At 32.2% G+C, this 21,743-nt stretch carries 14 protein-coding genes and 2 pseudogenes; 7 read left to right on the top strand and 9 right to left on the bottom strand.

Going from position 1 to position 21,743, the window contains the following annotated elements:
* Positions 1-192: 192 nt before the first annotated feature.
* A complete protein-coding gene (locus ACKI32_RS05130; protein WP_407414164.1) occupies positions 193-1,413 on the bottom strand; it encodes an ATP-binding protein in 1,221 nt (406 codons plus the stop codon).
* A gap of 649 nt (positions 1,414-2,062) precedes the next feature.
* Complete coding sequence (locus tag ACKI32_RS05125) at positions 2,063-5,557, bottom strand: C1 family peptidase (RefSeq protein WP_407414162.1); 3,495 nt, start codon at positions 5,555-5,557, stop codon at positions 2,063-2,065.
* A gap of 104 nt (positions 5,558-5,661) precedes the next feature.
* Between ACKI32_RS05125 and ACKI32_RS05120 the strand changes: the two genes are divergently transcribed.
* Positions 5,662-5,802 carry a hypothetical protein gene (locus ACKI32_RS05120; RefSeq protein ID WP_407414160.1) on the top strand — a complete coding sequence of 47 codons (141 nt, stop codon included), beginning with the start codon at positions 5,662-5,664 and terminating at the stop codon, positions 5,800-5,802.
* A 65-nt stretch (positions 5,803-5,867) separates the two neighbouring features.
* On the opposite strand, the gene ACKI32_RS05115 is transcribed toward ACKI32_RS05120, so the two are convergent.
* A complete protein-coding gene (locus ACKI32_RS05115) occupies positions 5,868-8,048 on the bottom strand; it encodes an Ig-like domain-containing protein (RefSeq protein WP_407414158.1) in 2,181 nt (726 codons plus the stop codon).
* 47 nt (positions 8,049-8,095) lie between these two features.
* Positions 8,096-8,269, bottom strand: a complete 174-nt coding sequence (locus ACKI32_RS05110; protein WP_407414156.1) for a hypothetical protein — start codon at positions 8,267-8,269, stop codon at positions 8,096-8,098.
* Positions 8,270-8,336: 67 nt separating this feature from the next.
* On the opposite strand from ACKI32_RS05110, the gene ACKI32_RS05105 reads away from it, so the two are divergent.
* On the top strand, positions 8,337-8,753 hold the full coding sequence (locus ACKI32_RS05105) for a hypothetical protein (RefSeq protein ID WP_407414154.1): 417 nt from the start codon (positions 8,337-8,339) through the stop codon (positions 8,751-8,753).
* On the opposite strand, the gene dcm is transcribed toward ACKI32_RS05105, so the two are convergent.
* The gene (dcm, locus tag ACKI32_RS05100) at positions 8,750-10,009 is read right to left on the bottom strand and encodes a DNA (cytosine-5-)-methyltransferase (RefSeq protein WP_407414152.1); all 1,260 of its coding nucleotides are present in this window, start codon (positions 10,007-10,009) and stop codon (positions 8,750-8,752) included. The two genes, ACKI32_RS05105 and dcm, sit on opposite strands and share 4 nt — an antisense overlap.
* 92 nt (positions 10,010-10,101) lie before the next feature.
* On the opposite strand from dcm, the gene ACKI32_RS05095 reads away from it, so the two are divergent.
* From ACKI32_RS05095 to ACKI32_RS05080, 4 genes and pseudogenes are all read left to right on the top strand, one after another.
* The gene (locus tag ACKI32_RS05095; protein ID WP_407414150.1) at positions 10,102-11,448 is read left to right on the top strand and encodes a Sau3AI family type II restriction endonuclease; all 1,347 of its coding nucleotides are present in this window, start codon (positions 10,102-10,104) and stop codon (positions 11,446-11,448) included.
* Positions 11,449-11,534: 86 nt separating this feature from the next.
* Positions 11,535-11,603: pseudogene (locus tag ACKI32_RS05090) on the top strand (zinc ribbon domain-containing protein); the annotation flags it as partial.
* 26 nt (positions 11,604-11,629) lie between these two features.
* Positions 11,630-11,686: pseudogene (locus ACKI32_RS05085) on the top strand (zinc-ribbon domain-containing protein); the annotation flags it as partial.
* 174 nt (positions 11,687-11,860) lie between these two features.
* Entirely contained in the window at positions 11,861-12,184 is a 324-nt protein-coding gene (locus ACKI32_RS05080) for a hypothetical protein (RefSeq protein WP_407414148.1), read from the top strand.
* Between the two features lie 209 nt (positions 12,185-12,393).
* Here ACKI32_RS05080 and ACKI32_RS05075 read toward each other — a convergent pair whose 3' ends face one another.
* The 3 genes from ACKI32_RS05075 to ACKI32_RS05065 all read right to left on the bottom strand — a co-directional run bounded on the left by ACKI32_RS05075 (position 12,394) and on the right by ACKI32_RS05065 (position 19,227).
* A complete protein-coding gene (locus ACKI32_RS05075; RefSeq protein WP_407414146.1) occupies positions 12,394-13,845 on the bottom strand; it encodes an ATP-binding protein in 1,452 nt (483 codons plus the stop codon).
* A gap of 365 nt (positions 13,846-14,210) precedes the next feature.
* Positions 14,211-15,662, bottom strand: a complete 1,452-nt coding sequence (locus ACKI32_RS05070; protein ID WP_407414144.1) for an ATP-binding protein — start codon at positions 15,660-15,662, stop codon at positions 14,211-14,213.
* A gap of 886 nt (positions 15,663-16,548) precedes the next feature.
* On the bottom strand, positions 16,549-19,227 hold the full coding sequence (locus ACKI32_RS05065) for a peptidoglycan-binding protein (RefSeq protein WP_407414142.1): 2,679 nt from the start codon (positions 19,225-19,227) through the stop codon (positions 16,549-16,551).
* A 326-nt stretch (positions 19,228-19,553) separates the two neighbouring features.
* Between ACKI32_RS05065 and ACKI32_RS05060 the strand changes: the two genes are divergently transcribed.
* Entirely contained in the window at positions 19,554-20,786 is a 1,233-nt protein-coding gene (locus ACKI32_RS05060) for an RNA-guided endonuclease InsQ/TnpB family protein (RefSeq protein ID WP_407414140.1), read from the top strand.
* A 362-nt stretch (positions 20,787-21,148) separates the two neighbouring features.
* On the opposite strand, the gene ACKI32_RS05055 is transcribed toward ACKI32_RS05060, so the two are convergent.
* Positions 21,149-21,743: hypothetical protein (locus ACKI32_RS05055; RefSeq protein ID WP_407414138.1), on the bottom strand; the 595-nt coding region annotated here is incomplete at its 5' end.

Genomic DNA, 21,743 nt, shown 5'->3' with positions numbered 1-21,743 from the left:
TTGCAGAAATATAATCTCCACAATTCCAGCATTAGACATTAAATTTGTTCATATTACGCCTTATAGAGGTTTACTTAAAAAGTAACGCTCATAATTAAAGTATTAAAAAATAACTATTTTTCATTCCAACATGCTCTTTTTAGTTAATTGCATATCATCCATGTTTTTATCATGTATAAAACATCATTTTCATTAGATTTCATCACCCATCAAGAAATCCAAAATGTTCATGTGTTTAATTCCATCTTGAGACATGTCAAATTCATCCATACTTAGCACATAAGCGTCATATTTATCTGGAACCAACAATAACGGAGAAAACTCCCTTTCAATTATATCTGGAGCAGATAGAAGATAAGTAACTTGAATATACACTTTTTTATCATGTTTTTCACAAAGAAAATCTATTTCCCTGTCATATATTTTTCCTATTTTTACAGAATAATTTCTTCTTATTAACTCATTGAAAACAATATTTTCAAGAATTCTTCCAAGCCAATTGTTATTGTTGTCAACTAAAGCATGATGAAATCCCTGGTCTGAGAGATAATACTTCTCTTCGGTTTTCAATAGCTTTTTACCCAAAATATCTTGACGTCTAACTTTCATACAGAATAAAGAATCTTCAAGATAGTTGGTGAAGTTGGAAATAGTATTTCGTGTTGTTTTTTTATTTTCGTTTTTTAAATAATTTGTAATGCTGGTTTTCGAAAATGTTTGGCCAGTTGAGTTCATCAGATAATGAGAAAATCTTTTAAATAAATCAATTTCATTAATTGTGTATCTTGAAAGAATATCATGTACAATAATTGAATCATAGATGTCTTGAAGAGCATTTATCTTAGTATTTTCATCTTTAACTGGCAGTAATCCCGGCATCCCACCAAATAACACATATTCCTCAAATACATTTTTAATAATTTCTTTTGTTAATTCAACACCATCTATTTCCCTTTTGTATTGTAACACCTCTTTAAATGAAAAGGGATATAAATTGATCTTGATGTATCGTCCTGAAAGGAGAGTTGCAAGTTCGTTTGACAATAATTTTGAGTTTGACCCTGTTATATAGATATCACAATCAAGAGAAACCCTATATGAATTAATACATTTTTCCCATTCGTCAACTTGCTGTATTTCATCAAAAAGCAGATATATTTTGCCTTCAACGTTTTTAACTAATTTTAATACCAATTCATCAAGTTGTTGTTGTGTAAAAATATTTTTATATTCTACTGATTCGAAAGAGATATAAATGATGTTTTCGCTTTTAACCCCATTTTCCTTTAGTTCATCAATGATACTTTTCAATAGTGATGTTTTTCCGCATCTTCTCAATCCTACAATTACTTTAATGAAATCACTGCCAAAAAGATTGCGTATTTCTTTTAGATAAGTTTCTCTTTTAATCAAAATATTCCCCACCCCATTTGGTTTCAGGTAAATATATGTATATTCTAATATTTAAGTATGCTTTCTATAGAAAGCATCTATGCATATTTTTTAGATTAATGATTTTTATAGAAAGCACTTATATGAAAATTTAGAATAAGTGATTTGTATAGAAAGCATTGATTCATAAGTTCATGAATTTTAAAAAATGAAAATCATTTAATTATAAGTTAATGAATTCCTACATCAAGGCAAATGTCAAAATCGGAATATAAATTATATTTCTTTCAAATTTGATTTGTGAAGTCCTGTTTGAAATCAGAATTCCATATTCTGCACCATATTTATTTATGGCTCTGGTAAGTTGGCTTTTTGTCTTTTTACCCGCACCAACCTCAACAGGAATTGTCCAATAAAGGTGTTTTACAACAAAATCAACTCATTTTTTATCTGCGTCATAAAACAGTCCCAGATGTTATTTATAAATCATCATGCAACACAATATATGTTGACAACATAAGAACGGAACCTGCAACAAAATAATTTAGAATATAAAAACAAATAAAGTTTTATTATTGGATTAAATGGACGAACACTTAATAAATGAATTTTTAAAAGCAATTTTACAAAACAAAAGCAAAATAATAAAAAAGAATAGAGAAATAAATCCCTATTTTCTGACTTTAACTGTTGTTTTTATTGTATCCTTAAGGTAAGTGATTTTTACATTGTATGTTTTACCTTTCTTGAGCTTTTTGATAACATTCTGTTTGATTGTTACTTTGGCAATTCCTTTTGCGTTGGTTTTGGTATGATAGGTTTTGCCCCTGAACTTGAATGTTATTGTTTTACCCTTAACCATTTTACCGTTGATTTTAAGCTTGGCCTGTAAATTGAACTTTTTAGCAGTTTTTTTGATAGTTACCTTATTGGTTGTAAGCACCTGTTTTACGGTAACTTTATTTGCGTATGTTTTTCCATTGTATTGAGTTATAATAGTGTATTTACCTGGAACATCAGTTATCTTTATTTTAGCCACACCATTTTCATCTGTTATTGCCGTAGATGTCTTTTTGTTGATTGTAAATGTTACCTTTTCACCGGCACCGACCGTATGCCCCTCATCTGTTACGACACGAACAGTGAAGTATTTTCCACCTGCATAATCAACTGAAATGTCATTATTGTCAATGATTTTAGTATCATCCTTAACAGTATAGGCCTTAAGGCAAACTGTCCCGTTTGAATCTGCAACATCAATCCATAATTTGCCATCATTACTAATCATTGACACATTAGGCAGATAATGCTGCCTTGAAAATACCAGGTAGGGAACCACATTGCTTTTAAATACCACTTTGAATTTGTCACCGGTTTTAAGTGGAATGTATTTGTCCAAAACTATTGTTCTAAAGCCTGCAAACTCACTCACGCCGCTTTGCACCAGTCTTAACTCACCGTTAACATATACCTCAAATTCATATTCAACTCCAGTATCATTAAAGTAAGTGCCGACGGCACCTAACAGATCATCACCAACAGAAGTGTATTCATTTGAATAGTAAGTACAGTCTTCAGCGAATTGTATATTTCCACCCAAATCTGTCTGATAATTATAATTGTAGTTTTCAGTGTTTTCAATAATGAATGCACAAGTGTATGGGAAATACTTGTAATTTAAGCCAAATATTGAAGTGTCATAATATGAGAGATACCCATATCCGCCATCACCCCACTGGCTACCCCAACTGCTCTTGATTATCCAGGCCCCATCGCCTGGAGGAGCAACATCAAAGTTATCCCTTGAATAACTATCATCCCAACCCACTACAGCAACTGCATGATTAGCTTCATACGTATCGTTGTGATATATGGAACTTGTAGGGCTAAAATATTCCCCATCGCCTGCAAAATCTATGGAAACAGCTCCGTATTTTAATACTGACTGTTTGATTAAATTATTTGTTTCATTACTAACAATAAAATCATCGGATTTTTCTTTAGGAATGAAAACTACATCCTGAATATGAATATTATTTGCAGCACATAAATCAGATAATTTACCCATACAATCATAACAGTCATCCTGTTCATCAACAAGAGAAAACCAACTTAAAACAGCCCCCACTGCGAGATAATTCCATCCTCCCTCATCAGCAATGGCGTTTCCATATTTACCATATTTTATTGCATTATTTCCAATATGATTTTCTGAAAAATCATATTCCACACCAGTGGCTTTTAAAAGGGAAGATTCTAAACCAGCCAATATACCAAAAACCCAGCAAAAACCTTTGAATTCTTGAGATTTAACAGGAGTTACCCAACCCCATTCACGCAAATCGAATCTTGAAGGAATATTGGCAACATCAATAGTGTTGTTTATTAATTTCAATTCAATCCCCTCGCCACACCATGCTGTTTGATAATATGCGTTATTGGTTGAAACGTTGCTATTAATGTAGACATTATTTTCATCCAAATAACCTTCACAATCAAAATCTGTGTAAATGGCATTGGTATTGTTTATGAAAATTGAATTTGTAATATTATAAGATGAATCACAAGTATATATTGCATTACCTCGACTTGCAGAGTTATTGATAAACTTGGAATCATTTAACGTTAAACTACCCGCATCACAATAAACTGCGCCTCCACAGGCGTCATGATTATCAAATGCTCCTGCGATGTTTGAATCGAAAGTACAGTTATTGATTTTAGCCTTGACATATGAAAGATAAACCGCACCCCCGTTGAAATCTGCGAAGTCATTTATGAATTGCGAATTATTCAGGACCAGATTCCCCTCCAATTGAACAAATGCACCACAAAAAGCAGAATAAGTATTCCTGAATATAGTGTCAACTATGACAACATTTCCACATCGATCCATATTAATGGCACCTGCATTTTTTAAAGAGGAGGTGTTTATAAATTCACTATCCTCAATATGGACCCGAACCCCATTTTTAATAGATATTGCTCCAGCAGAGACTTTTGCAGTCAAATTTACAAATCGAGTATTGCTAATGGATAACTGGCCACCATAAGAATAAATTGCCGGCGCATAATCTGAAGTTGCATTGGCAAAGATAGAATCCTCAATAGATAAATAATTAGTATTATAAATTGCACCACCATATACCCCCGAATTATTAGAAAAAACAACATCCTGCAAATACATAAAATAATCATTAGAAATTGCACCAGCATATTGAGCAACATTATTAGAAAAAACAACACCATACAAACCCATAATATTATAATTTAAAATTGCACCATAGGTATTTGCGACATTATCGGAAAAAACTACATCATGCAAATCCATTTCATGCTCATTAGTAATTGCACTAGCCTCATTAGCAGCATTATTGGAAAAAACAACATCATACAAATCCATAATATTCCAATTATAAATTGCACCTCCAGACCATGTTGCTGTATTATTCATAAAAACAACATGAAATAGATTTACATAACCCCCATTATTAATAATTGCTCCAGCGAAATCCGCAGCATTATCAGAAAAAACAACATCATACAAATCCACATCACCTGAAGAAATAGTAATTGCACCTCCACCCTCATTAGCAGCATTATTGTTAAAAGAACTACAATTCAACACCATATTGCCTTTAGTGAATATTGCACCTCCCCTATCTGCACGGTTATTTATGAAAACATCATTATTCAGAGTAACTGTGCCAGAATTAAATATTGCACCACCCTTTTCCGCACAGCAGTTTGCAAAGGTAATATTGTTTAGAATGACATTGGAAGCAGTAATATTGAATGCCATTGCCTGATTATTACCATCAATAGTAAATCCGTTTCCATTGATTGTGATTTGCTTGTCAATGATTATGCCTCCAATATAATCTGAATCCCCATCTGAATAGGTATAATTTCTAGTTAGGTTCAACTCGCTAGCAGATTCATTTATTGCAGTGTTTAAATCGCTGAAAGTTCCGGTCGAATTATTTACCCCATAGGAAACACCAATGTCTTGGGAATTGAGAGTTATTTCATCACCATTGACTTGATAATTTTCATTTAAAAAATTGCCGTCAGTTGATGTAGAATTATCAGATGCACTGACAAATCCTACTGTTAAAATTGCCAAAAACATCATACCAATTAAAAAAACATGTTTAAATTTCATGTGCAAACCCAATTAAATGTTATGTATAATTTTAAATTAACTAAAATATATTCTTTTATATTTGAAAATACAATTAAATATTAAAAATACAGAGGTGAATGCAAATGACAAAACCTATTGGCGAAACTCCAACATTATACGGTAAAGAAGCTAGTGACTTTTTAAAAAGAATGAATGAAGCCCCTAGCAAAGAAGACATTGAATTTAGAAAAAAATGTGAATCTCAAAGAATAGTATTATTTTAACTTTTCTAGATTTAATTAAAAAAAAAAATAATATAAAAAATGTTAAAAATAGAGAATCAAATTTTCTATTTTCCAACTTTAACTGATTTTTTAACAGTATCCTTCAGGCAGGTTGCAGAATATGAGACCTTTTTGCCTACCTTAAGGGAATTTAAAACTGATTTTTTAACTGTTACCTTTGCAATTCCATTTGCATTGGTCTTTGCTTTAAGGGTTTTGCCGTTGAACTTGAATGTTACTGTCTTGCCCTTGAGCTTTTTAGCAAGCTTTGCGGTTAATACCAACTTTTTGGCGGACTTTTTAACCTTAACGGTATCCAAACCCACAATATGCTTAACTGTTAATTTCTTATTGGCTTTGACACCCCCATAGGAAATCTGTATGTTGTATTTTCCAACCTTAAGACTCGGAATATTAACACTCACAACACCGTTTGAGTTGGTTTTGACCCTATACTTCTTGTTTGCGATTTTCACATTAACGTAAGTGGAATTCAACGGTTTTCCGTTACGTCCGATTACTTTAAATGTGTATTTTGCCTTTTCAGTTGCATAAACAACCTTGTTTGATGCCTTGATTTTTGGATCTGCATAGTCGACATAGACATAGGCATATTCTGTCCTGTTGTAGCCGTCACTTCCAACATAAAGGAGTTCAAGGTCGTAGCTTCCAACTTCGAGGTTATTTAAAACAATTCTTGCCTTTCCATTTTTGACTGTTACATTGTATGTCTTGTTATTAAAATCCAAAAGAACATATCCTTTGGCGTTTTTGGACACCAATACTGTGATTGTCTCTGTTTGACCGACTTCAATGTCCATTTCATACATAAGTTCCAGTACGATTTCAATTGATGCGTTTTCGCCTTTAACTTCAAAGTCGCTTCCTGTGTAGAACACTTCAAAGTCATAGTCTCCCGGAGGCAACTCGTCAAGACTGATTGATGCATAGCCTTTTTGAAGTTTTACTGTTTCATACAGTTTGCCGTTAACCATAATGGTCAAATTACCGTTGGCCTCTTTTGGAAGGTTCAAATAGATTATTGTATCGAATCCTGAATAATAGTACGGACATATGATTTCATAATCGACAATTAGAGATGAAGTTGCATTGAACGGGTAGTATTTCCCGTCACCAGCATATTCGACATGAACAGTGTAGTTTCCTTTCTTAAGCTTTGAAATATCAAGGTCAATGCCTCCGTTTTCTATTTCAAAGTCTGTGTATCTCACACCGCCGATTGTGATGTTTAAAAGCTCAGGATTCATGTCATCAGGAAGCAGGATCATGAATGTATTGTACGGTCCGTATGTGACTGACTGATCATAGATGTCAATGTAGTATGTGACGTTGACTGTCTTTTTAAGGGTTCTTGAGTATTTTCCTGTAACTTTTACTTCAATTTCATGGGTTGTGCAGCTTAAATCGAAAAGTGAATAGAGATAGTTTCCTGAACGGTCTGTTGTGCCCTTCTTAAATAGCTTGCCGTCAACGTAGATTTCGACATTGCATTGTGCATCCTTTGAAACGTCCACGCTCAGGCAGTCATCATGGTCAATGATTAATGTGTCTGAAAGGGAGATTATGACGTCTGTTACGTTGAACTGATAGGTTTTGTTTGATGGTAAGAAATAATCATCCCCTGAGTATTCTATTCTTATGTCGTGAGTTCCTAAAGTTAAGTTTTCAAGACCCTCGATGAATGTGAATCTGGTTGCATTGAGAGTTTTGAAATACCTGTTGTCAATGTAGATGTCAACGTGGCCCTGTGAAGTTGAAGGGAACCTTAACAGAAGATACTGGAAGTCTCCGTTTCTAAGGATTTCACGGGGTGAAAACAGATAATCGTAAGTCTGGTTGTGGTCCATCACCTTGAATGTGTTTGTCATGTTGATTTCTATGTTGTTGTAAAAAGCGTTAATCCTGTATGTTGTTGCCTCAGGCGGCCAGCCCGGAATTGCAATAAAACCATACTTTTCCGTTGGAAGAGTGATTGGGATAGCAACGGACTTGTCCTGGGTGAAGTTGTCATAGATTGTCTGGTTGTTGATTTTGACTGTAAGGTTTCCGTTGGCGTTTTCCGGTAATTGAACTTGGATGTCTGAGAGGTTTTCCTTCCACATCTTCTCTGGTATTGTGATGTTTGTATCGTGTGCAATCTGTTCGTCCGTTTGATTGTCCTCGGCATGAACTGCCGAAATCGCCAGAATGGCTATTAGAAAGATTAGAAATATTTTTAGTTTCAAAATTAACAACTCCTTAAATAATAGTTGTGTAATGTATTATATACATTTTAACTTTTGAGTTCGCTTTCAAGATGCGCAATTAATTCCGTTACTTTTTCAATTTGGAGCTTGAATTCCTCTTCTCTTGGAGATCCTTTTACTTTTTCAAGCTTTGCTTCTAGAGATTCTTTTAGTTCAATAGCTTTTTTGATTCTTTCCTCTGTGTTTGCTTTGTCTGGCATGAAATCACCTTATAGTATATTTGGTTAAACTCTAAAATATATATAACTAGTTTACAAAATGTTATATATGGATGCATTAAAGGATAAAAGAGTAATTGCATTGCTTGTAATAATTGCCATTCTAGCTGTAGGCGTTGGTTATGGTTTAATGACACATCATGATAATGATACTCCTGTTGCAAACAACATTACAACAAATAAAACAGTGAAAAATGCGACTTTAGTAAAATCAGATACTGAAAGCGGAAAATACGGATACTGTGCAATTTGTGGAAAAGCATTGACTTATTCAGAAGCAAATAATGAATATACACAAGGAAAAGTATGTGCAGACTGTGCAAGCAATCCATATTATCAATCAGGAGAAGGAGCCGAGTACGCTAATCAAAAACTCTTTGAAGCTTATCCAGATGAATATTCTTGGATGTATGAAGATAGTGATGACTACGATTCTGATTATGAATATGAGGACGAATATTATTAATTTTCATTATCAACAATTTCTTTTAAATAATCCCCTAACTTTTCAACGACACCAACAACTAATGCATTACCCATCATAAAATAGCGTCTACGTTCAGTCATTGCTTTTGATTCTATATTTGTCCAATTATCTGGAAACATTTGAATTCTTTCCGCTTCAATTGGTGTTAATGTCCTTAAATTACTGGAAACATAATCTTTTACAACATGAGAACTTCTATTTGTAGTGCTTTCACTAGTAAGCATTGTTCTTGCAGGAATATCCAATTTATCCGGGAATGAAAGTTGTCCTTCTGAAAAATAATATGTCTCCCCATTAGGTTTTGTTCTTTCAATTCTTTTTGACCCTTTTAAATAAGTCCACTTTTCTAATTTTTCATCTAAAAGGAAATATTTTTCATCAACTTCATCTTTTTCAAGAACATCCCCTAAAGTAGTAATATTTTTGCAATCAACTGGTTCTACTTTGTATGTATTAATTTTACCACCAATCATGCATCCTGCATTAAAGAAATGGAAATCAAATCCATCACTAATATAAACAATATCCTCAAACTCTTCTTTTGAAATATTTGTATTCCCTTTTTCTAATTTTAAATCTTTAATTGGAAAATTAGATGCAAAAATACCATCAGAATAAACAAGTTGTTTAGGAGAGTATTTTTTCATTTTTTTAAAGTAATTAGTTGACTTATGATATGCAAAAATGAATACTCTTCTTCTTTTTTGTGGAAAACCATATTCCGCAGCATTAATAACTCTCCATTCAACAGCATATCCATTATCAAAAAAAGAACGAAGCATAATTCCAAAATCTCTTCCCCTTTGAGTTGAAGGAGATCTCAAAAGTCTGTCTACATTCTCCAGTAAAACAAAAGGAGGTTGTTTTGCTTCTAAAACTTCAACTATTTCCCACCATAAAACTCCTTTTTTACCTTCAATACCTTTTTCATTTGAAAGTGACCTTGCTACGGAATAATCTTGGCATGGAAAACCACCAACAAGCACTGTATGATTAGGAATTGTAGTTTTATCAATTTTTCCAATGTCTTCACACACATGATTTTCAGATTCTCCAAATCTCTCGACATAACAATCAAATGCCGCTTGTGTTTTGGTAGATGGCTCCCATTGATTAGCCCAAACAAAATTCCAGTTATTTTCTTCTGTAACTTCTTTTCCATCAAAAGTTACATGGTTAAATCCACAACGGAACCCCCCAACACCTGCAAATAATTCCACAACAGTCTTTTCCATAGCAATTTCTCCAACATATTATATATTGGTTAGGCTATATATTAATAATTAATTAGAGAGCATTTGTGAAGTAATAATTCGACTGATTAACTATGAAATTTCAAAATGAAACTGAATTATTGGAATATACATCCAATATTAAAGGAAAAACATTTAAAGAAATAGATTCTAAGAATTTATTAGATAATTCTAGTTTAACTACAAGAAAAGGATTATTAGGACAGGTTGTAGAAACTGGTTTTTATAACTATCCTCTTAACAATGACAGTAGAGCTGATTTTGAAGAATTAGGAATTGAATTAAAGGTTACTGGTTATGTTAAAAATAAAAATGGTAGTTTAAGAGCTAAAGAAAGATTATCCCTGAGTATGATAAATTTTAATGAAATTGTTAATGAGACATTCGAAAGTAGTCATGTTCTTGGAAAATGTAAAAAAATGCTCATCATATGGTACGAATATAACTCTAAAAAAGAAGCAAAAGATTTTTTAATTACTGATTATCAATTATACGACATGACAAAAGATTTTGAAATATTAAATAATGATTTTGAAATAATTAAAGCCAAAGTTTTAGAAGGAAAAGCTCATGAACTATCTGAAGGAGATACCTCTTACCTAGGAGCTTGTACAAAATCAAATACATCAGCAAATAGAACCACACAACCGTTTTCTGATATTTTACCTAAACCAAGGGCATATTCCCTTAAAAATGCATACATGACAGGTATTTTAAGAGAACATATCAATCCAACAACATTATTTGATTTTAAACCAAAGCAAACTGAATTTAAAACTGTTATGGAATATGTTGAAAATAAATTAAAACCTTATTTTGGAAAAACTCAAGCAGAAATCTATGAAGAAATTACAAACACAAAAATTGAAGGAAATATGCCCAAAAATATCGGCAAAATGATTTCAGATAGAATTATTGGAAAAGATGGAGAACTACCTGAAAAAAATGAATTATTCCGAAAAACAAGTTATTTTATTAAAAATATCTCTTTGAATAAAAATGGGACACCAAAAGAAAGATTATCATTCAGAAACTTAAGACATGATGAATTTAATGTAACATGGGATGAATCAGAATGGAAACAATTTTTTGAAGAACAAACTTTTATAATAATATGTTACAAAATAGAAAGTGATGAAAAAAATGGATATAGAAAACTACATTCCGTTAAAAAAATCTCATTTACTGGAGAAGAATTAGACTTATTCGAAAAAACATTTAATCAAATTAAAGTTGCTATCAATAAAAAAGATAATACATTACTGCCCGTTTCATCAAATGGTTTTAAAGATTATGAACTACAATTGGCTCCAAAAGGAGATAAAGGTGCTAATGCATATGAAACATTCTTTGAAAGTAATGTTACTAAAACATGTTTCATGATAAATAAAAAATTAATTAAAGAAAAATTGGAAAATTAGATTGCTCTCTTTCTTCCCACTACCCCCTCAGTACAATTAATATCGTGCTTAAAAAAATATAAACCATCAACACAAAAAAATTAACCATGGAAAACTATTGTAAAAATTGTGGTGCAAAATTATCTACTTCCGACCAATTTTGCCCCGAATGTGGAACAAAAACACAAAAAATTAATTTTGCCCGAATTGTGGAGCTGAACTTACCGATTCAGTTAATTTCTGTGAATCCTGCGGTCAAAAGATTAACAAACCTTCCCAAATCCCAAAGTTATCATTTGACCTTGACAATAAAAAACTGATTATCATCCTTTTAATTGCCATAGTAATTATACTGGCCGGTTTAACCCTTTTTGCAAGTAATACATTTAAAAGTGACGTTCCACTTGAAACTAATGATTTTGATATTTTTACAATGCTTACTCCAGTCGGATCCGCTTATGTCACAACAGATTCACTCCCATCTTATGGAGATATGGGTGGATATGTTCTTCTTGAAAACGCCGGAAAGTACTTAAATGAAGTTTTTTCCATATGTGTGAGCACAACTCAAGGTGAATCACATCCTCCGGAAGTCATCCTATACGACCCGGTTGGAGATATTACTGTTTATAAAGATAATCAGGGAAATGATGCATATTATATTGTAAGGCATGTTGGAGAGTATAGATTCAGTTTAATTGGTAATGATGTAAAAACTATGATTAATATGCTTAATTCAATTGAAATTACCACTTAAATAAAATAAAAAAGAACAAGGAAAAATTCTAAAAACAACACCACAACTTCAACTGTAAAAAATACCTTACGTATATTTTGAATTATAATATGAAAAACAAATAAGACCAACCTATTTCCAAAATTTTGGATAGACTCATGGCAGAACACCCAATATTCAAATAAATGGTTAAAAATAAGTATTTTTGAAAAATACTGATTTAACCTATGTTATAAAAATGAAAATGTCTTTGGAGGTATGTAAATTACTTCACCCCTCTTTTCAATAGCTTTTGTATTATTTGCAACGACTATACCATATTCACAATCATATCTGTTGATGGCGTGTTTAATTTGAGATTTCTTTTTCTTTCCACGTCCCACCTCAATTGGAATGATGTTTTCAGATTCCCTTTGGATTAAAAAGTCAACATTTGTTTTTTTATTTGCATCATAGTATATTGTGAAATTAGTAAATTCCTTATTTGACAAATTAAATAAATTTGATGCTATTAAATTTTCAAGAAGCAATCCTTCATAATCATCACTTCCAAGTAATGGATTTCCAACTTTTCTTGATAGGGCATGTCTGATGCTAGGTGTTGCAAAGTAATATTTCCATGATTTTTTAACTCGTTTGGCTGAACCTCCATAGGGTTCACAATGGAATATCAAATGGGTTTTTTCAAGAAGGTCCAATATTTTATTAACATTAGCTGTTGATGTTTTTAGATAATTCGCAAGATTAGCTTGTGTTAATTCACCAGGCTGTTGTAAGGCAAAATACCTTAATATACGTTTTGCATTTGATTGATTGGACGAAGAAATCTCCTTTATTTGAGACATGTCTTTAGTAATTACCCTTTCAGTAATTTCAACCAAATCTTCACATATTTCTCTGTGTGTCTTTTTATCAAAAAGTATTGGAAAAGCGCCAAATTTAAAATATTCGTCCCAATCATTAGAAGAGTAATCCAAGCAATTGGTTAAAAGATTGTTTGCTTCAAATTCTGATTTGACAGCAGAATCAATATTGCCGGTAAATATCATATCTCCTAAATCGTTTGATAAAGTTCCCACATTTAAATCATATTTTAACTTAAGATGTTGAGTATAGTTTAGTGGAGTTAAAGATTTTTTACGCATTCTTCTTGCGAGATCATTATTTTGTTCAAGATGAAGTGCTGATGAACCGGTAAATATGATGAAAATATTATATGACTTGTCATAAATGATTTTTCCAGTTTTCGCCCACTTTTTATCGATTTGAGATTCATCAATGAATATGAAAACCTTTTCATTTAATGTTCTTAAATTTGCATTAAACATATCCTTTAAATATATTTCAACCATTTCACGGATATTGCATTCAACAAAATCATTTAAATCATCAAAAGAAACATACAATACATTTCTGGGAGGAATGTTCTTTTCTTTCAACAGATATTCATATAACTGCAGAATCAAAGTTGTTTTGCCAACACCCCTAAGACCAGGTAAAACGACAATTTTATTTGATGTATCTTCATTTAAAAAAGTATTTACATATCCTTTTATTTCATCTAATTCATCACGAGTGTTGAATTTTTTATTATTTTTAGATAATTCTCTGTTTAATATATTAGGAACATCATTTAATTCATTTCTAATGAAATTTGAGATTAACTCTTGCCTTTCCAACATGCCAAAACCTCCTAACTTAATACTACTTATTCAAATATTTAAATTATCTTATATAAATAATTATTCAAATAATTAAACAATTATATATAAAGACTTGTTCAAATATTTGAACAAAAGGAAAATAATTTAATTTTAAAAATAACAACAAAAAAGAAGTTATTATATTAAATAGAAAAAATATAACTTTAAATATAACTATAACTAACAATATAAATAATAAATCTAAAAAAAGCAATATTTATCGAATAATATTCATTATAACCTAAAAAACAAATAAGCATGATTCATTTCCAAAATTTTGGATAGATTATATGTGGAACCTCCCAACATTTGTTTAATTAACAATACCCCCCCCATACATATAATTATAAAAATGAAAATGTTTTTGGGGGAATATAGATAATATTGTCCTGTTTTTCAATATTACTGGTAGTATCTGAGATAATAATTCCATAATCCGCACCATAATTATTGATTGCATGAGTGATTTGCTTTTTATCTTTTTTGCCACGACCTACTTCAATAGGCACTGGATTTTTAAAGTCCTGCTGCAATATAAAATCAACATTCTTCTTTTTGTTTGCATCATAATACAATTTGAAATAATTATTTTCCCTTTGTGTGAGATTGAATAATATTGATGCTACTAGGTTTTCTAAAAGTATTCCTTCATATTGCTTAATGTTTTTAATTGTGTTTCCAGATTTTATGGATAGTGCATTTCTAATACTGCTGGTTGCGAAGTAATATTTTTTTGTTTTTTTAATGCGTTTGGATGATGTTCCATAAGCTTCAAGGGAAAATATCAGATGTGTTTTTTCCAAGATGTCTAAAATGTTTTTTACATTTGCCTGGGATGTTTTCAGGTATTTTGCTAAATTGTTTTGTGAAAGGTCTCCTGCATTTTGCAGTGCCAGATATCTCAGTATCCTGTTTGAATTTGTCTGGTTTTCAAAAGTGAAGTTTTTAATGGCAACCATGTCGGTATTTACAACTTTTTCAACCATGTCCACAATATTGGCTGAGAGTTTTCTGAAATCTATTTTACGTGCAAGTATTGGAAATCCACCATACCTTAAATATTCATCCCAATCATTAGACGTGTATTCAATATTATTGATTAAGGCTCTATTGACTTCGTTTTCATATTTTATGGCATCTTCAGGGTTGCCATTTAAAATCAAATCAACCAATGAATTTCCAAGATTGACATTGGAGTAATTATATTTTAATTTCACATGTTCATTATAATTTAGAGGAGTTATAACTCTTTTAAACATCCTTCGTGCCGCATCTGCATTGTATTCAAGGTTTAATGCTGATGAACCTGTGAATATCATGAATATCTTTTCTGATCTGTCATATATGATTTTACCCGACATTGACCAGTTTTTATCGTATTGTGATTCATCGATTAAAAGGAAAATTTCCCTATCCAATAATCTTAAGTTTGTATTGAATTGATTTTTTAGATAGATTTCAACGATTTTTCTTATATTGCAATCAACCAGATTGTTTAAATCATCACATGATAGGTAAATTATCTGTTCGGGTAATATGTGTTTGTCGTTTAACAAATAGTAATATGCTTGATAAAGCAGAGTTGTCTTTCCAACACCTCTAATTCCAGGCAATACAATAAATCTGTTTAACTCCTCACCCCCAATAAAATCATCGATACTTTTCCTGATTTCATCAAACTCAAATCTGTAGTTCAATTTCTCACCATTCTTGATTAACTTCTCCCTTAAGACGTGAGGCATGTTAGAACTATTTTCATTTATGAAATTAATAATCAATTGTGTTTTGTCATCCATATGCAAATAACTCCTTTAAAACATGTTAGTTAATAAAATATTTGTTAATACATATATAAATAGTTAACAAAATATTTTGTTAGTATTGGTCTAGGGTCAATGAAAAAATACTCAGACAATACTAAGAGACATGCGATAGCACTTTCAGTTGGCTACAAATTGTAACCTTTTGAAAATACTCCTCCTAAGAAAAACATAAGATAGTTTTGAGTGGAAATTCCCAAAAACCAAACTTTTTTAAAAGAATTGAACCACCACTTTACTTACAAAATCTTTGATGGATTCTGTGTAGAACCTCCAAACATCTGAAAAATTAAAAAAATCTAAAAGAAATCAACATGTCTACAATTATTGATTCTTTGTTTAATCTGATTTTTCTTTTCTATTGTTCGGCCTTTTCATTTCTTCTAAAAAGCTTTTGGTGTCTTTTCCTTTTAATGTTGGTGTTGGTGCTATCGCTTTTGCCATTTAAATTACCTCTTAATCTAATTACTAATATCTTCAATATACATAGTTATAAATATGATTTAAAAATTATATAAAGCTTGTTGAAGCTATTAAGTAAAATTGCTCTGAGAAAAACATAATATATAAACTTTACGGACAGTATTCTTTAAAAAAAGCAATATTTATCGAATAATATTCATTATAACCCGAAACTTAACCACACCAAATCCATTAAAAATAAGATTAAGTATTGCTGAATCCACATGACTCAGAAGTTTTTCATGCAGATAGTAAAGAGGCATGAGCAAAACAACTAATCGTCCCATTATTGTGGGTCATACTGGTAGAACTAGTTAAAATATAATAGCTAGAATCGATTAAATGAATGGTTAAGTTCAGGTTAAAAAATAGAAAAATTAAGTAACAGGCATGAGCCTAGTTACTTTACGATTTTTAGTTTTTGAGCTGTTTTGTAGTCAACTTTTCCAGTCACTTTAAGATGGTTTGCTTTCTGGAACAGTTTGACCGCATGAACAGTGTATTTGTGGTAAATTCCATCGAGTTTCAAGTAATGACCATATGCCCAGGTGTAGAATCCTTTATCCTTTAAAACTGTTTGGATTTTTTTAATCATTGCCTTATCCTTGCTTCCATAGGATAATGTTTTAAAGGAAGTGGTTTTTACGGTTAATTTAACCTTTTTGCTTATAACCTTGTGGTTTTTATCACCGCGATATGAGATGGCGGCTTTTCCTGTTTTTGTTAATTTGGTTAAATGGAATATGGCCCTGCCTTTAGCATTGGTAGTTGCAGAATATGTTACGCCATTAACTTTTAATTTAATTTTAGATTTTTTAATTGCATTTCCTTTGCCGTCCTTGAGGATTACCAGATATTTTTTGGTTTTGTCCTTGGACTTGAATGTTTTTGCACTGGCAATCAACTTTGAGGTTGCCCTTTTAACTTTAACTTTTAGCCCATCATTAAAAGTGGCAGTGTAATTCTCAGTTTCCGCATAAGTCACATTAATAGTATAGCCCGCATCATTAGCAGCCAAACCACTAAATATAATGTTTTGAGTACCATTTACTGTGAGATTAACCTCTTGGGATTTGTCAGCCACATTTACAACATAAGTGCCGTTGGCACTGACGCTTACGCTTACTACAACATCACCAGGATAGGTAACATCACTTGCGGTCACGTTAACAACCGGAGTGGCCTTGTAAACCTTGACCAACATATTGGATGAATTATATCCAGTGTAATTCTCGCTTTCAGCATAAGTCACATTAACAACATAACCTACCTCATTAGCAGCCAAACCATCAAATACAACATCCCGAGCAATGCCGGAAACGATAATAACCTCTTTAGATCTATTTCCAACATTTACGACATAATTGCCACCAGCACTACTGTTAACATTGACTACAACATCACCAGGATAGGTTACATCACTAGTAGAAACATTAACAATCGGAGTAACCTTATGAACTTTAACATATGAATTAGGAGTAGTGTATCCTGCGTAATTCTGAGTTTCAGGATAAACCACATTAACAACATAACCAGCCTCATTAGCAGCCAAACCAGTGAATCCAACGTTTTGAGCAACACCCTCTACAAATGAAAGCTTTTTAGACTTATCCCCAACGTTCACAATATAAGTGCCGGCAACATTAACCTTAACATTGACTACGACATCGCCAGGATAGGTAACATCGCCAGCAGCCACGTTAATGGTAGGAGTGGCCTTATGAACTTTAACTCTCACAGCATCATTAAAACCAGTGTAATTTTCACTTTCATGAGACACACTAACAACATAACCCACTTCATTAGCAGACAAACCACTGAATCTGACGTTTTGAGCCTCACCTGCATTAAGAGTAACATCTTTGGAATAACCACCGACTTTTACAACATAAATACCTGAAACATTAGATTTGACATTGACAGTGACATTGTCAGGATAGACCGCATCACTGGCGGAAACTTCAATATTTGAAGCAGCCTTATTTATTGTTAGCTGAATACTTATTGGACTAGGCTGCTTTAAACCAAGATATGAAACAGCCGGCTCGACAGTATAATTGCCTGCAGCCAAATCAAATGATAATCCATCACCACTAAAACAAGGATATGTCTTAACCATAACACCATCCTTATAAACAACAACATTACAATCAATAAGATTTACGAACTCATCATTTTGACTCTTTAGGACAATATGTAATGCATCCCCAGAATTATATTCAGAAGTAAAATGATCACTAACATCCCAGTGAAGAACTAAATCCTTATTTTCATAAAAATCCTTATCTTTATCACCAATGCAATTCCACACACAAGCATAACACATAGAATGAGCCAAAACTAGCGCAGTGTTTCCAATAAAAGTACCAGTCACAACAGAACCAGAATACACAGCCCCTCCAGTATTTGCAGAATTTTTCTTAAAAACACAATCCACAGCAGAACAATAGTACATAGCACCACCAACATGTGCACTATTTTCAATAAAAGTACATTCACGAGCAGAACCCCTATACATAGCACCACCAGATCCCATTACGCCAGTTGCAGTATTTTCAGTAAAATTACAGTTCTGAGCAGTACCTTCATACATAGCACCACCCATATTTGCATTGTTTTTGATGAAATTACAGTTTATTGCTTTACAAGCCCCATAAATAGCACCACCAGAACCCAAAGCATATCCATTTGTAAATTCGATGTTGTAGAATACCACATTACCTCCAGCAATATTGAAAATACGTGCTCGACCGTCACCATTTATAGTGTGACCGTTTCCATAAATAGTCACATCACGATTTATGACAATTCCATTTTCAAAATCATCAACATCAGAATATTTATAGTCACCAATTAAAGTGATTTCACTATTATTATTGCCGTTGATTGTTTGGTTTAGTTGAGTGAATGTCTGTTCAGCAGCAGTGAGATCCTCATTTGTATCCTGAGAAGCCAAATCCATACCAGATGCTTCTCCAATTATATTATCATCAGTGCCGTTGTCGGCTGCGCTTACCGCTCCGATTGCAAGCAAGCTTATAAGAAATATTATCAGTAAAGTTATCTTTTTATATTGCAAATTTTTTCCTCCGAGTTATATCAAAACATATGTTAACCTAAATATAACATTCTATTTGATTAATTATATAACTGTTCCGAAATTGGACCTAAATATTGAAAAAAAGAACATCTTATTGCCCTACCTAAGTTAATTGCACCTGCTTTATCTTATATGTGCAAGAATACCTCGCCTTCTTTAAGGTGAGGATGAATTGCACAAAAAATGAGTAGCACTATTTACTTCACAAATGCTCTCTTACTTATTTTTAATATATGCATTATTGTTTAATAATATTATTGTAGTAAATTACCATAAATGTTTTTTTGGGTGTGATTTTTGTGTTTATGAAGGTTGTTAATAAAGGTTTGGAGGTTAGGTTGTATCCTGATGAGGATATGGTCCAGGTACTTGAGCAAAATATTGGAAATGCAAGATTTACATGGAACAGACTCTTAGATGGATACCAAAAGACTTATTCTTTGTTTAAACAGCATGGATACACAACTTTAAAATGTAATATGGCAACATTTAACACTATGTTGAATATGTTGAAAAAAGAATACTCCTTTTTAAGACTTTCAGAGTCAAGTAGCCTCCAGCAGGTATTTCGTGACCTCATAAACAGTTTTAATAAATTCTTCAAAAAAGGAAGTGGATATCCCAGATTTAAATCAAAAAGAAATCCAAAACAGTCATTTAGGATACAAAACAATAATAATATTAAATTCAAGAATAATGTGGTTGTTTTTCCTAAAATCGGACCAATATACTTCCGAACAAGCAAAGAATACAAAAAAATACTAAACAGCAATGACACTAAAATCAATAATGTCACCATAAAAAGACACAATGGTAAATATTATGCAGTATTTAATGTCGAAACACCTATTGAAATGTTTGATAAGACATTTGAAAGTGTGGGAATTGATTTGGGACTTAGAACATTAGCAACACTAAGTAACGAACTAAAGAAAGCCAAAATAGACGTTACACATGAAAATGAAATGATTAAAAAATACCAAAGAAAACTCGCACGAAAAAAACCAGGAAGCAAAAGATACAAAAAGACACAACAAACATACTGGAAATGGCAAGATAAAAAAACAAACAAAATAAAAGATGCACAACATAAAATAAGCCATAATTTAGCTAAATACTATGATCTAATCTGCATGGAAAATCTAGACATCAAAAAAATGTTTGAAAATAAAAACATAAGCAATAGCTTACAAAATACCGGTTTAGCTTCATTGGTAGATAAAATTAAATATAAATGCCAATGGAACGATAAAGAATTCATTCAAATCAGCAGATGGTTTCCATCAAGTAAAAAATGCCACAACTGCGGATACATTCACCATAATTTAAAAGATGAAAAAACATGGAATTGCCCAAAATGTGGAAAACACCATGACAGAGACATTAATGCAAGTAAAAACATTCTACAAGAAGGAACACGCATCCTTCGAGAAAAAATAATGAACCTCTGGTACAGGGGGGATAGCACGGTAATCCTAGAGGCATTAGCATCTACAGCCCGTGAAGTAAGAATCCTCGAGGTCTACACCTCGAGGTAGTTCAATTGCAGGAAGATGCAAACATACCCTAACCGATAATTATCAAAAGTTGAAAAATTTTTAACCGAACAATTGAAAACAGAAAAAAAACAGCCCACCAGCACTCAAAAATGTGGAAAAAATAATATTTTTTGTTAGAAGTTAATGAAATCCCTGTCTAAAAAATGTATTTTATTTGACATAGGAAACTTAACTCCCTTAGTGATTTGTAAAGCCTCCACATTTATATTAAAAGTATCATTGGCAAGTTTTTTTAAATCACTCCCGTGTTATACCTAATTATCAGACATCCATCGTGATTTTTTATCACCCCAATCATGATTTCTAAAGATTTCTAGTTTAAGACTTCCTCTTTTGAATTCTTATATTATTAACAATACTATGCTAAGCAATAATGAAACCAATAAACCGAAAATACCCAAATCATTATCAGATGAAGGAGTTATTGTATCATAATCATTATCATCAGCAGCATTAGCACCAGTTTCTTTTTCATCATCAAAGATATTTTGACTTTGACCAATACTTTTTGAAACAGATTTAAGGGTGTCGCCTAATGATAAACCGGCAACTTTCACAGAGGAAGTGGAGGCAGAACCTAACATACATGAATCGTTTACATGATCATCAGTTGATTCATCCAAATCAACATCACCTTCATCTTCATCATCACAAGAATTACCACAAGCAATATCATTGGCCATTATTGTTTTATAGGCAATGAGAGGTTTATAAGATGAAATTACAGCTAATTTTATTAATTTTGTTCTATTACTGCTGCCGTTTACATAGGAAAAGTCATAATCATCCCAATCAGCAGTATCATAGTAATAATAGCCTTCATCATCCCAGTCTTCATCATCGTCCCAGTCATACCAATCGTCATCATCCCAGTCTTCATCATCGTCCCAGTCATACCAATCGTCATCATCCCAGTCTTCATCATCGTCCCAGTCA

The organism is Methanobrevibacter sp. (assembly GCF_045611865.1).
Classification (GTDB): domain Archaea; phylum Methanobacteriota; class Methanobacteria; order Methanobacteriales; family Methanobacteriaceae; genus Methanocatella.
Note: the sequence above shows the minus strand (reverse complement) of the source record. Positions and strands in the feature narration are given on the sequence as shown.

Excerpts from the sequence above, each read along its gene's own strand:
- ACKI32_RS05125 (WP_407414162.1), bottom strand. The coding sequence starts at position 5,557 with ATGAAATTTAAACATGTTTTTTTAATTGGTATGATGTTTTTGGCAATT.
- ACKI32_RS05120 (WP_407414160.1), top strand. The coding sequence starts at position 5,662 with ATGACAAAACCTATTGGCGAAACTCCAACATTATACGGTAAAGAAGCT.
- ACKI32_RS05110 (WP_407414156.1), bottom strand. The coding sequence starts at position 8,269 with ATGCCAGACAAAGCAAACACAGAGGAAAGAATCAAAAAAGCTATTGAA.
- ACKI32_RS05105 (WP_407414154.1), top strand. The coding sequence starts at position 8,337 with ATGGATGCATTAAAGGATAAAAGAGTAATTGCATTGCTTGTAATAATT.
- dcm (WP_407414152.1), bottom strand. The coding sequence starts at position 10,009 with ATGGAAAAGACTGTTGTGGAATTATTTGCAGGTGTTGGGGGGTTCCGT.
- ACKI32_RS05095 (WP_407414150.1), top strand. The coding sequence starts at position 10,102 with ATGAAATTTCAAAATGAAACTGAATTATTGGAATATACATCCAATATT.
- ACKI32_RS05080 (WP_407414148.1), top strand. The coding sequence starts at position 11,861 with ATGCTTACTCCAGTCGGATCCGCTTATGTCACAACAGATTCACTCCCA.
- ACKI32_RS05075 (WP_407414146.1), bottom strand. The coding sequence starts at position 13,845 with ATGTTGGAAAGGCAAGAGTTAATCTCAAATTTCATTAGAAATGAATTA.
- ACKI32_RS05070 (WP_407414144.1), bottom strand. The coding sequence starts at position 15,662 with ATGGATGACAAAACACAATTGATTATTAATTTCATAAATGAAAATAGT.
- ACKI32_RS05060 (WP_407414140.1), top strand. The coding sequence starts at position 19,554 with ATGAAGGTTGTTAATAAAGGTTTGGAGGTTAGGTTGTATCCTGATGAG.